This window comes from Kitasatospora sp. NPDC059462 (assembly GCF_042749955.1).
In the GTDB taxonomy this organism is placed as follows: domain Bacteria; phylum Actinomycetota; class Actinomycetes; order Streptomycetales; family Streptomycetaceae; genus Kitasatospora.
Genome location: NZ_JBHYUU010000112.1, coordinates 1 through 12,691, shown reverse-complemented (window position 1 = coordinate 12,691; position 12,691 = coordinate 1). Strand labels below are relative to the sequence as shown.

8 protein-coding genes are annotated in these 12,691 nt (G+C 74.1%); 5 read left to right on the top strand and 3 right to left on the bottom strand.

Annotated features, from left to right (window positions below):
* Positions 1-356: 356 nt before the first annotated feature.
* Positions 357-3,230, bottom strand: coding sequence for a DEAD/DEAH box helicase (locus ACFXAM_RS25185; protein WP_380294516.1), 2,874 nt, complete (start codon positions 3,228-3,230; stop codon positions 357-359).
* 263 nt (positions 3,231-3,493) lie between these two features.
* On the opposite strand from ACFXAM_RS25185, the gene ACFXAM_RS25180 reads away from it, so the two are divergent.
* Positions 3,494-3,868, top strand: coding sequence for a hypothetical protein (locus ACFXAM_RS25180; RefSeq protein ID WP_380294503.1), 375 nt, complete (start codon positions 3,494-3,496; stop codon positions 3,866-3,868).
* Positions 3,869-3,911: 43 nt separating this feature from the next.
* Positions 3,912-4,244 carry an ArsR/SmtB family transcription factor gene (locus ACFXAM_RS25175; RefSeq protein WP_380294502.1) on the top strand — a complete coding sequence of 111 codons (333 nt, stop codon included), beginning with the start codon at positions 3,912-3,914 and terminating at the stop codon, positions 4,242-4,244.
* Between the two features lie 59 nt (positions 4,245-4,303).
* Here the strand turns inward: ACFXAM_RS25175 and ACFXAM_RS25170 are convergent, their stop codons facing one another.
* The gene (locus tag ACFXAM_RS25170) at positions 4,304-5,473 is read right to left on the bottom strand and encodes an aminotransferase class V-fold PLP-dependent enzyme (RefSeq protein WP_380294501.1); all 1,170 of its coding nucleotides are present in this window, start codon (positions 5,471-5,473) and stop codon (positions 4,304-4,306) included.
* 92 nt (positions 5,474-5,565) lie between these two features.
* On the opposite strand from ACFXAM_RS25170, the gene ACFXAM_RS25165 reads away from it, so the two are divergent.
* Together ACFXAM_RS25165 and ACFXAM_RS25160 are read left to right on the top strand one after the other, a co-directional pair.
* Positions 5,566-7,644: a prolyl oligopeptidase family serine peptidase gene (locus tag ACFXAM_RS25165; protein ID WP_380294500.1), complete on the top strand. Its 2,079-nt coding sequence runs from the start codon at positions 5,566-5,568 to the stop codon at positions 7,642-7,644.
* 213 nt (positions 7,645-7,857) lie between these two features.
* A complete protein-coding gene (locus ACFXAM_RS25160) occupies positions 7,858-10,233 on the top strand; it encodes an immune inhibitor A domain-containing protein (RefSeq protein WP_380294499.1) in 2,376 nt (791 codons plus the stop codon).
* Positions 10,234-10,403: 170 nt separating this feature from the next.
* On the opposite strand, the gene ACFXAM_RS25155 is transcribed toward ACFXAM_RS25160, so the two are convergent.
* Positions 10,404-11,864 carry an MFS transporter gene (locus ACFXAM_RS25155; protein WP_380294498.1) on the bottom strand — a complete coding sequence of 487 codons (1,461 nt, stop codon included), beginning with the start codon at positions 11,862-11,864 and terminating at the stop codon, positions 10,404-10,406.
* 47 nt (positions 11,865-11,911) lie between these two features.
* Here ACFXAM_RS25155 and soxR point away from each other — a divergent pair, with 47 nt between their 5' ends.
* Entirely contained in the window at positions 11,912-12,433 is a 522-nt protein-coding gene (gene soxR, locus ACFXAM_RS25150; protein WP_380294497.1) for a redox-sensitive transcriptional activator SoxR, read from the top strand.
* Positions 12,434-12,691 lie beyond the last annotated feature (258 nt).

The window sequence follows — 12,691 nt, the reverse complement described above, 5'->3', positions numbered from 1 at the left end:
CTCCGGCCGGACGGGGCAGCCGCGGAGTGGGAGATCGGCCGATCCGACCTCCCACTCCAAGGGCTCCGGCAGAAGCCACACGCGATCCCCCGGCTGGGGAGTAGGAAGTCGGACCCGCCGACTTCCTACTCCACGCGCGCCCAACACCAGCAGGGTGCCCACGCTCCGGCCGGACGGGGCAGCCGCGGAGTGGGAGATCGGCCGATCCGACCTCCCACTCCAAGAGCTCCGGCAGAAGCCACACGCGATCCGGCGGCTCGGGAGCAGGAAGCCGGACCCGCCGACTTCCTGCTCCACGCGCGCCCGACACCAGTGGGAAGTCGGCCGGTCCGCTCGGCCGGGTGGCTCGGGGTGGGTCAGCTGACGGAGGAGTAGGCGATGATGCCGCGGCGCAGGCCGTCGACGGCCTTGCGGGCGGTCTTGCGGAGGTCGGCGTCCTCGCCGGCGGCGTCCTGGATCTGGCCGAGGACGTCGATCAGCTGCTTCGTCCAGCGGACGAAGTCGCCGGCCGGCATGTCGGCGTCGCGCAGGACGGAGTCCAGGGAGTGGCCGAGGGCCCAGCGGTAGGCGGCCCAGGCGAAGCCGAGGTCGGGTTCGCGCTGGCCGACGCCCTCGGCGGTGTTGATGCGGTGCTGCTCCTCCAGGGCGTCGAGGTGGCCCCAGATGCGGACCATCTGGCCGAGGGCCTCCTTCGCCGCGCCCTCGGGCACCCGGGGGGCGGTGGCGTCGTCGGACTGACGGGCCTCGTAGACCAGCGCGGAGGCGCAGGCGGCGAGTTCGGCGGCGGCGAGGCCGCTCCAGACGCCTTCGCGGATGCACTCGGAGGCGAGCAGGTCGAGTTCGCCGTAGAGCCGGCCGAGCCGCTTGCCGTCGTCGGTGACGGTGTCGCCGCTGAGGTAGCCGAGGTCGGTGAGCAGCCCGCAGACCCGGTCGAAGGTGCGGGCGATGGTGTGCGTGCGGGAGCGCATCTTGCGTTCCAGCAGCTCGGTGTCGCGGTGCAGCCGGTGGTAGCGCTCGGACCAGCGGGCGTGGTCCTCGCGCTGGTCGCAGCCGTGGCAGGGGTGCTGGCGCAGCGTGGTGCGCAGCCGGCTGATCTCGGGGTCGTCGGCGGCGGCCGCGCGGCCGCGCCTGAAGCGCTCGGGCTCCAGGTGGCCGGCCTTGGTGCGCAGGGCGGAGGCGAGGTCGCGGCGGGACTGCGGGCTGCGCGGGTTGAAGGACTTGGGGATCCGCACCCGCTCGATCGCGGCGACGGGGTGCGGGAAGTCGATCATCGCGAGCCGCTTGACCTGCCGTTCGGCGGTGAGCACCACCGGGCGCGGCCCGTCCTGGTAGTCAGGGTGGCGCGGGCCGCCGCGCGGGGAGCGGTTGACGGGCGGCAGACCGGGGTCGAGGACGAGGGCGAGGCCGGCGAACTTGCCGGTCGGCACGTGGATGACGTCGCCGGGCTTGAGCTGCTCGATGGACTCGGCGGCGGCGGCGCGGCGCTGGCTGCTGCCCTCGCGGGCGAGTTCGTTCTCCCGGTCCTTGAGCTGCCGGCGCAGCGCCATGTACTCCTCGAAGTCGCCGAGGTGGCAGGTCATGGACGCGCGGTAGCCGTCCAGGCCCTCCTCGTTGCGCTGGACCTGGCGGGCGATGCCGACCACCGAGCGGTCGGCCTGGAACTGCGCGAAGGAGGTCTCCAGCAGTTCGCGCGAGCGGTGCCGGCCGAACTGGGAGACCAGGTTGACGGCCATGTTGTAGGACGGCCGGAACGAGGACTTCAGCGGGTAGGTGCGGGTGCCGGCGAGGCCGGCCAGTGCCTCCGGGTCGAGGCCGCGCTGCCAGAGCACCACGGCGTGGCCCTCGATGTCGATGCCGCGCCGCCCGGCCCGGCCGGTGAGCTGGGTGTACTCGCCGGGAGTGATGTCGGCGTGGGTCTCGCCGTTCCACTTGACGAGCTTCTCCATGACGACGGAGCGCGCCGGCATGTTGATGCCCAGGGCCAGGGTCTCGGTCGCGAAGACGGCCTTGACCAGGCCCTTCACGAACAGCTCCTCCACGACCTCCTTGAACCGCGGCAGCATGCCGGCGTGGTGGGCGGCGATGCCGCGCTCCAGCCCGTCCAGCCACTCGAAGTAGCCGAGGACGTGCAGGTCCTCGTCGGGGATGTCGGCGCAGCGCTCCTCGACGATGGCGCGGACCCGGGCGCGGTCGCCGTCCTTGTTGAGGCGCAGGCCGGAGGAGAGGCACTGCTGGACGGCGGCCTCGCAGCCGGCCCGGCTGAAGATGAAGGTGATGGCGGGCAGCAGGCCCTCGGCGTCGAGCCGGTCGATGACGTCGACGCGGCCCGGGGTCCAGACCCGGCCGGGGCGGCCGTTGGGCATGGAGCGCCCCCGGCCGCGGCCGAAGCGGTCGCGCGGGTTGCGGTCGAGTTCGCTGCGGGCGAGGCGCACCAGTTCGGGGTTGACGGCCTTGCCGGGGTTGCGGAGGCTGCCCTTGGGCCGGCCGTCGCGGTCGGGGCTGGCGAACAGGTCGTACATCCGGTTGCCGGCCATCACGTGCTGCCAGAGCGGGACGGGCCGGTGCTCGGAGACGATGACGCGGGTGCCGCCGCGGACGGTGTCCAGCCAGTCGCCGAACTCCTCGGCGTTGGAGACGGTCGCGGAGAGCGAGACGAGGGTGACGGACTCGGGGAGGTGGATGATGACCTCCTCCCAGACGGCGCCGCGGAAGCGGTCGGCGAGGTAGTGGACCTCGTCCATGACCACGTAGCCGAGGCCGTCGAGGGTGCTGGAGCCCGCGTAGAGCATGTTGCGGAGCACCTCGGTGGTCATCACCACGACCGGGGCGTCGCCGTTGACGGAGTTGTCGCCGGTGAGCAGGCCGACCTTGGCGGCGCCGTAGCGCCTGACGAGGTCCCCGTACTTCTGGTTCGACAGCGCCTTGATCGGCGTGGTGTAGAAGCACTTGCGCCCGCCCTGGAGGGCGAGGTGGACGGCGAACTCGCCGACGATGGTCTTGCCGGAGCCGGTGGGCGCGGCGACCAGGACGCCTTCGCCGTTCTCCAGCGCCCGGCAGGCCTCCAGCTGGAAGTCGTCCAGCGGGAAGTCGTAGAGCTGTTGGAAGCCGTGGAGGGCGGTGGCCTGTTCCTTGGCCCGGCGACGGGAGGCGGCGAAGGCCTCCGCGGGGCTGAGCTCCCGCTCGTCGGAGGGCTCCCGGCCGTCGAGGGGCGCGCGCTCAGGGGTGTTCATCGCCGTCCGGGGGTCGCGGGGGTCGGTGGTGTGATCTCGCATCTCAGCGAGAGGTTACCCGGCGGGACTGACATCGATAGCACCGTTTTTTCCGGGCAAGGGATCGCTTCTCTCTCACATCCATAGTTGCAAATGTCTTCAAGCGATCACGAAACGACCGGCTTCGGACGACTCCGGTCATCCGTGGTGACACGCCGTGCGGCCTGCCTACATTCGGTGCCACGCCCCGGTGATCCCCACCGGGCCCACGGGAGGAGCGGACGATGGCGAACCTGGAGACCTCGCTCAAGGAGGCCATGGCCATCGAGGGCGCGATCGGCGTCGCCCTGGTCGACTACAGCAGCGGGATGGCTCTCGGCACCCTCGGTGACGGCGGCGAACTGGACCTCAATGTCGCCGCCGCCGGGAACACCGACGTGGTGCGGGCCAAGATGCGCGCGATGGAGCACCTCAACCTGCTCGACAACGAGATCGAGGACATCCTGGTCAGCCTGACCAGCCAGTACCACCTGCTCCGGCCGCTGACCACCCAGAGCGGCCGGGGGCTGTTCCTCTTCCTCGCGCTCAACCGCGCCCGCGCCAACCTCGCGATGGCCCGCCACCAGCTGAAGCGGATCGAGACCGCGCTGGAGATCTGACGGCCGGGGACGCCCCCGGGGAGGGGAACAGGGAGGGAACGCCGTGGCGGTCGTGCTGTACCAGGCCAAGGCCGAGTTCTTCCGGATGCTCGGCCATCCCGTCCGGATCCGGGTCCTGGAGCTGCTGCAGGCCGGCCCGACGCCCGTGCGCGACCTGTTGGCGGAGCTGGAGGTCGAGCCCTCCCGCCTCTCGCAGCAGCTCGCGGTGCTGCGCCGGTCCGGCATCGTCACCGCCACCCGCGAGGGCAGCACGGTGGTCTACGCGCTGGCCGGCGGGGACGTCGCCGATCTGCTGCGGGCGGCGCGGCGGATCCTCACCGGTCTCATCGCGGACCAGCACGTGCTGCTCGCCGAGCTGCGCGCCGCCGCGGACTGAGCCCGCGGCGGCGCCGGCCGGACCCCGGCCACGGGGGGCGCACCGCGCCGCGCGGGCCGCTACGCCAGCAGCCCGGCCAGCCCGGCCGCCAGCACCTCGTACTCGGGCGCCCGGTTGTACAGCTGCGCGCACACCCGCAGCACCCCGCCGCCCGGCCACGGGCGCGCCACCGTCCGCACGGCGTGCCGCCGCCACATCGCGGCCATCAGCTCCTGCGCCTGCGGCAGCGTCTCGGCGACCCCGGGCGGCAGCCGCAGCGCGCGCATCGACAGCCCCGCCGAGGCGGGCAGCGGCGCCAGCCCCACCCGCTCGGCGACCAGCGCGGCGCCGTACCCGGCGAGCCGCTCGTTGTGGGCGCGCACCGCTCCCGGGCCGAACGCCTCCAGCAGGTCCAGACCCGCCGGGGCGGCCAGGTAGGGCGTGTAGTCCAGGGTGCCGCGCCACTCCACGGAGGCCGGGTAGCCCTGGTGGTCCTCCCAGGAGAGGATCAGCGGGCGGATCTTGCCGGCCCACTCCGGGCGGACCACCAGGACGCCGGTGGCCCTCGGGGCGAAGGCCCACTTGTGCAGGTTGCCGAACCAGAAGTCGGCCTCCGCGGGGACCGGCCCGGCCAGCATGCCGGGCTCGTGCGCGGCGTCCACCACGGTGGTCACCCCGCGCCCGCGCAGGGCGTGCAGCAGGTCCGGGGTGGCGACCCGGCGGGCGGTCGGCGAGGTGATGCCGTCCAGGACGGCGAGCACGGTGCGGTCGGTGACCGCGGCGAGCACCCGCTCGCGCACCGCCTCCCCGTCGGGCAGGTCCAGCGGCAGCGCCACCGTGCGCAGCTCGGCGCCGGCGTCCTCGGCGCGCCGCCGGACGGCCTCGGTGACCGTGCCGTAGCCGTGGTCGGTGACCAGCACCTGGTCCCCGGCGGAGAGCGGCACATTGGCCAGGGTGACGGCGATCGCGTCGGTCACGTTGGGCACCAGGGCGAGCAGGTCCGGCTCGGTGCCGAGGGCGGCGGCGATCCGGGCCCGGGCGCCGGCGACGCGGGCGGGCAGGTCGGCGAAGAAGCCGTCGGGGTCGGCCTCCTGCTCCTCGTGCAGCCGCCGCTGGAGCTGCTGGACGGGGACGGGGACGGCCCCGAAGGAGCCGTGGTTGAGGTGGACCACCGCCGGGTCCAGCGAGAACAGCGTCTCGGTGCCGGCCAGCGGCTCGGGCGGTCCGGCGGTCCGCGGGGCCTCGGTCATGCGCTCCTCCTGTTACCTGGATCACGTGATGTGTGACATTTCACATGTCGTTCCACTGGTCGGCGAGCCGTTCCCGCGGCGACCATCGGGCGGTGACCATCACCGACTCCTACCTCTCCCTCAGCGCCCGGACCGGCCGCTTCGGCTTCGGTGCCCCGCGAGCGATCTCGCTCCACCAGGACGGTACCCGCCTGCTGCTGCTCCGCTCCAGCGGCCCCGAGGACGCGTTCGACCGCCTGCACCTCCTCGACCTCGCCACCGGCGAGGAGCGCGAGGTCGCCGACCCCACCGCGCTCGCCCCCGGCCGCACCGGCGCGACCGACGCCCTGCCCGCCGTCGAACGCCGGCTGCGGGAGCGGAGCCGGCTCACCGCCGCCGGCATCGGCACCTACGCCGCCACCCCCGACCTCGCCGTCGCCGTCTTCGCCCTGGACGGCCGGCTCTTCCGCACCGAGACCGCCACCGGCCGCAGCACCGAGATCCCCACCGCCGGCCCGGCCTTCGACCCCCGCCCCAACACGACCGGCGAACTCGTCGCCTACGTCGCCGACGACGCCCTGTACGTCGCCTCCGCCGACGTCCCCGGCCGCCAGCGGCTCAGCCCGGACGACGGCGCCCGCTGGGGCGTCGCCGAGTTCGCCGCCGCCGAGGAGCTGGGCCGCCACCGCGGCCACTGGTGGCGCCCGGACGGCGGCGCCGTGCTGGCCGCCCGGGTGGACGAGTCCGCCCTCCCGCCGCGCCACTTCGCCGACCCGGCCCACCCCGAGCAGGCCCCCGAGCAGTTCGCCTACCCGCAGGCCGGCGGCCCCAACGCCAAGGTCCGGCTCTGGGTGCTCGGCCTGGACGGCACGCGGGTCGAACTCGCCTGGGACACCGCCGCCTTCCCCTACCTGTGCGCCGCCGAGTGGGCCGGCGACGAGGAGCTGCTGCTCACCGTCGCCGACCGGCTGCAGCAGAACGTCCTGCTGCTGAGCGCCGACCCGGCCACCGGCACCACCACCGAACTCTCCCGCACCACCGACGCGTTCTGGGTCGACGACCTGCCCGGCACCCCCGCCCGGCTGGACGACGGCCGGCTGCTCACCGTGCTCGACACCCCCGAGGCCCGCGGCCTGGCGCTGGACGGCAAGCCGCTGGACACCACCGGTCTGCAGATCCGCCGGGTGGTCGGCCGGCTGCGCGGGAAGCTGCTCTGCGAGACCGGCGAGGGCGACCCGTTCGACCAGCACGTGCACCTGGTCGACCCGGACGGCGGCGCGCCCGAGCGGATCTCCGAGGGCCCCGGCGTGCACAGCGCCCTGGCCGTCGGCGAGACCCTGCTGCTCACCTCGGCCGGCCCGGACGGCGTGCGCCGCGAGGCCCTCACCCCGCAGGGCGTCACCGCCCTGGCGGACCGCTCGGCCGCGCTGCCCCACCGGGTCCGCCCGCAGCTGGCCCGGGTCACCGAGCGCGCCCTGCCGAGCGCCGTGGTCTACCCGCGCGGACACGTGCCCGGCCGCCGGCTGCCCGTGCTGCTCGACGTCTACGGCGGCCCCGGCTACCAGGCGGTGGCCAACGAGCCGCGCCGCTGGCAGCTCAAGCAGTGGTGGGCCGACCAGGGCTTCGCGGTGGTCACCGTCGACAACGGCGGCACCCCGTTCGTCTCCCCCGCCTTCACCCGGACCATCTTCCGCCGGATGTCCCAGGTGGCACTGGACGACCAGGTGGACGCGCTGCTCGCACTCGGCGCCGCGCACCCCGACCTCGACCTCGGCCGGGTCGGCGTGCGCGGCTGGTCCTACGGCGGCTACTTCGCGGCAATGGCCGTGCTGCGCCGCCCGGACGTCTTCCACGCGGCCTGCGCGGGCGCCCCGCCCACCGACTTCCGGCTCTACGACACCGCGTACACCGAGCGCTACCTCGACCTGCCGCAGGCGAACCCGGAGGGCTACGCGGCCGACTGCCTGCTGGACGACGCGCCGTCACTGACCCGGCCGCTGCTGCTGATCCACGGCCTGGCCGACGACAACGTGCACCCCTCGCACACCCTGCTGCTCTCCCAGGCGCTCACCAGGGCCGGCCGCCCGCACAGCCTGCTGGCCCTGCCCGGGATCACCCACATGACCCCGGGCGGTGTGAACGAGCAGCTGGCGCAGGCCGAACTCGCCTTCCTGCGGGCCTCCCTGGGCTGACCGGCCGACCCCGCCCCACCTTCCGAGCGCCGCACGGCCCCACCCGGGCCGTGCGGCGTCCGGCGTTGCGGGGCACGGGGGTCCGGCGTCGTCACGGGGCCGGGACGGCCGGCGTTGCGGGGCCGGGACGTCCGAAGTCTTCCGCGTGACCCATGACATGTGAAATATTACCTGCGCTCACCCGACCACCCCCGTCCGGAAAGGACCGGTCAGTTGCGCAGACTGTCCGCGGCGTTCGCGGCCGCGCTCACCACGAGCGCGATAGCGGCCACCCTCCTCGGCTCCCCCGCCCAGGCCGCCACCCCCTCCCCCGCGCCCGCCCTCACCGCCGAGAGCGGCTCCGGCGCCGAGGCCGGCGGCCTCGAAGCCCCGCCCGCCCCGCTCGCCCCGCAGGAGCGCGAGCGCCAGTCGCTGCGCACCAAGGCCCTGGAACAGGTCAACAAGGGCGCCGTGGCGAAGAGCGCCGGCCGCCGGGCACCCGCCAAGGTGCGGATCGGCAACGACTACGTCCAGCTCGCCCAGCAGCGCAAGGACAAGGTCTTCGTCATCCTCGCCCAGTTCGGCGACCAGGTGGACACCACCACGCTCCACAACGGCCAGCCCCGCTACGGCGGCACCCCCGGGCCGCAGCACAACGCCATTCCGAAGCCCGGCAGGAGCGACAACCACACGCTCTGGAACCAGGACTTCAGCCGGCAGTACTACCAGCAGATGTTCTTCGACGACACGCCCGGCGCGGTCTCGATGCGCAACTACTACCGCACCCAGTCCTCCGGCCGCTACGACATCGAGGGCACCGTCAGCGACTGGGTCACCCTGCCCTGGAACGAGGCCCGGTACGGCTCCAACAAGGGCCCGCAGGGCTCCGGCGCCTGGACCCAGGGCCAGGAGTTCATCCGGGACGCCGTCAAGGCCTGGTACGACAGCCAGCTCGCCGCGGGCCGCACGGCCGCCGACGTGAAGGCCGAGCTGGCCCAGTACGACGTCTACGACCGCTACGACCACGACAAGGACGGCGAGTTCGCCCAGCCCGACGGCTACCTCGACAACGTCGTCGTGGTGCACGCGGGCGTCGACGAGACCTGGGGCGGCGGCACGCAGGGCGCCGACGCGCTCTGGGCGCACCGCAGCTGGACCTTCCCCGACCCCACCGGCCAGGTCGGCCCGGAGGGCAACCGGATCGGCGGCGCGCCGGTCGGCGACACCGGCCTGTACGTCTACGACTACGTCCAGGCCGGCGAGAACAGCGGCGTCGGCCTGTTCGCCCACGAGTTCGGCCACAACCTCGGCCTGCCCGACCTCTACAGCACCAACGGCGGCGACAACAGCGTCAACTTCTGGTCGCTGATGTCCTCCGGCTCGTACCTGGGCAAGGGGAAGAACACCACCGGCGGCTACCCCGGCGACCTCGACGCCTGGAGCAAGCTGCAGTTCGGCTGGCTCGACTACGACGAGGCGCAGGCCGCCACCCGCTCCAGCCACGCCCTCGGCGTCAGCGGCTACAACACCGACCAGGCGCAGGCCGTCCTGGTCCACCTGCCGGACAGCACCACCAGCACCGACCTCGCCGACCCCCGCGAGGGCGCCCGGCAGTGGTGGAGCGGGACCGGCGACGACCTGGACAACGCGCTGGCCCGTGACGTCGACCTCACCGCGGTCGGCGGCCCGGCCGCCCTCGACGCGGCGGTCTGGTACGACGTCGAGCAGGACTACGACTTCCTGACCGTCGAGGCCTCGACCGACGGCGGCAAGCGCTGGACGGCCCTGCCCGGCACCGTGGACGGCGCCCCGATCGGCAGCACCAGCGCCAACGTCCCCGGCCTGAGCGGCACGTCCGGCGCCTACCGGCAGCTGCACATCCCGCTGGACGGCTACGCCGGGAAGAACGTCAGGCTCCGCTTCCACGTCACCTCGGACAACAACACCCACGGCAAGGGCGTGCTGGTCGACGCGGTGCGGATCACCGCCGGCGGCACCGAGCTGTTCGCCGACGGCGCCGAGAACGGCACGGCCGGCTGGGTCGCCACCGGCTTCACGGTCATCACCGGCCGCACCCACGTCCAGCAGCACCCGCGCGCCTACCTGGTGGAGAACCGCCGTTACGCCGGCTACGGAGCGTTCCTGAAGACCGGCCCGTACAACTTCGGCTACACCGGCGTCGACGGCAAGAAGGACATCGTCGACACCTACCCGTACCAGGAGGGCGTGCTCATCTGGCTCTGGGACACCGCCTACGGCGACAACAACACCAAGGACCACCCCGGCGGCGGTCTGATCCTGCCGATCGACGCCCGCCCGGCGCCGATCCGGTTCGCCGACGGCACCCTGGTCAACGGCCGGGCGCAGACCTACGACGCGACCTTCTCGCTCAAGCCGACCACCGCCTTCACCCTGCACAGGGCGGGCGTCCCGGTGCGGATCGAGTCCAAGCCGGCCGTCCCGGTCTTCAACGACCGCACCGGTGTCTACCGGGACCCGGCCACCCCGCAGCTCGCGGTGAACGTGCCGGACACCAACACCCGGATCGAGGTGGTCCGCGAGGCCCAGGGCGGACGGATCACCACCGTCCGGGTCGGCCCCGCGTCCTGACGCCCCCCGCACCCCCGGTGTCCTGAGCACCGGGTCCCCCCGTGGAAGACAGGGACCACGGAAGGAACGGACGCCCCGGCCCTCCCCTCGGAGGCCGGGGCGTCCGCGCGTCCGCCTCGGCGCACGCCCCTCACGCGCACCCCTCACACGCACCCCTCGGCGCACGCCGCTCAGCGCGCGCCCGGGCGCCGCAGGCTCATCGCCGCGGTCACGGTGCCGAACACGGTCAGCGCCCCGAACCCGAGGACGAGGTACCGGGCCCCGTCCAGGGTCGAGTCCCCGCCCGCGTTCACCAGCGTCCCGGCCAGCGCCGAGCTCACCGAGAAGGCGATCAGCTGGGTGGTGTTGAGCCCGGCCGCGGCCTTGGCGCCCTCCGCCTCGTCGTCGGTGCTGCGCATCGCCGTGACGCTCAGGTGCGGGAAGGCGACGCCGATGCCCGTGCCACCCGCGACCAGCACCAGCGCCCACAGCAGCACCCGCGCCCCGGACGCCGACCCGGTCTGCAGCAGGCCGTACGCCAGCAGGCCCGCCGTGAGCACCGCCGGGCCGAGCCGGACCGCCAGCGCCCGGGCCCGCTCCGAGGCCAGGCCGACGCTGAACAGCTGCGCGCCCGTCCAGCCCGCCGACACCGTCGCGCCCAGGAACCCGGCCGCCAGCGGGCTCAGTCCGCCCAGCTCCTGGCCGAACAGCGGGATGAAGGTCTCGGTCATCACGCCGGCGCAGTACACCGCGACGGTCAGGTAGATCCACTTCAGGTGGTTGCCGCGCCGGTAGGTGAGCTTCGGCAGGACGGTCGCCGCGCCGCCGCGCTCGGCCAGCACGAAGCCGGCCAGCAGCGCCAGGCCCAGCACGACGCAGAGCACCGTCGCCCAGCCGCGCGGCACCGTCGAACTGACGCTGAAGACGGCCGCCGCGAGGGTCAGCAGCAGCAGCGGGGCCAGTGGCAGCGGCTCGGCCGGGCGCCCGGTTCCGGACGGGCCCGGCAATGAGCGCCGGGCGAGCACGGCCAGCACCACGGCCGCCGCCAGCAGCAGCGCGTACGCCCCGCGCCACAGGCCCAGCCCGGCGAGGAGCCCGCCCAGCGAGGGGCCCACCAGCGTGCCCACGCCCCACATCGCGGACACCAGCCCGGCCGCCCTGGTCCACAGCCGTTCCGGCAGCGCGGTGCGGATCACCGCGTAGCCGAGGCCGGCCATCAGCCCGCCGCCCAGACCCTGGACGACCCGGCCGACGATCAGCGCCTCCATCGACGGGCTGAGCGCGGTCAGCCCGGCGCCGCCGGCGAACACCAGGAACCCGGTCAGATAGGCGCGCGAGGGCCCGAGCCGGGCCAGCAGCCGGCTGACCAGCATCGCGGAGACCACCGCGGCGATCAGGAAGCCGGTCGCCACCCACGCGTAGTAGCGGGCCCCGCCGATGTCCTCGACGATCGAGGGCAGCAGGGCGGCGGTGAAGTAGAGGTTCATCGCGTACAGCGCGACGCCCCCGGCGAGGATCGAGGCCGGGGCGGCGAACGGCCGGGAGAACAGTTCGCCCCAGCCGCCGGAGGACGTCGCCGGACCCGCTCCCCGAGCGTGACGTCCCTGGTCGGAGCGGGTGGTGGTGGTCCGGGCGGACGAGGAGTCGGTCACGCTTCGGTACGCTAGTAGTTCAACAGGACTTGAAGTCAAGGATGCCGATGAGCAGCTCCGCACCCGCTCCCGGGGGCCTGGGCTCCGGACCCCGCCCGGCCGATCTGCTGACCGTCGGCCAGGTCGCCGAACGGACCGGCCTGGCCACCTCCGCGGTGCGGTTCTACGAGGAGCAGGGGCTGATCGCCTCCGAGCGGACCTCCGGCAACCAGCGCCGCTACCACCGGTACGTGCTGCGCCGGCTGTCGCTGATCCTGGTCGCCAAACGGCTCGGCGTCCCGCTGTCCGAGGTGGCCGAGGTGTTCGCGGGCCTGCCCGCCGACCGGATGCCGGACAAACGCGACTGGGAGCGGATCTCGCGCCGCTGGGCGGCGCTGCTCGCGGCCCGGCGCCGGGAGATCGAGCGGCTGGAGCGCGAACTGACCGGCTGCATCGGCTGCGGCTGCCTGTCGCTGCGCCGCTGCCGGGTGCTCAACCCGGGCGATACGCTCGGCGCCGACGGCCCCGGCCCGCGCCGGCTGCCGTCCGAGGGGCCCGGCCCCGCGTCCGGGGGGCCCGCACCCGGCTGAGCCCCGGACGCGCGCGGGCCTGCCGGCACCGACGCCCCCGGTCGGTCCGGCAGGCCCGGCGCCGCCGACCGCCGGATGCGGCCGGGCGGAACCCGGTCGGACGCGGCCCTCATCAGGCTCCCCGCCGCGCCCGACCGGGCGTTCTCGGCGCGCGAGCAGGAGTGCTGCGCGCGCGGTGTGGTGCCGTAACCTCCGCGTGGGGGGGGTTTGGACGGTACGGCCGTCGTTCCGCGGCCGGGGGGGCGCCCCCAGGCCGAC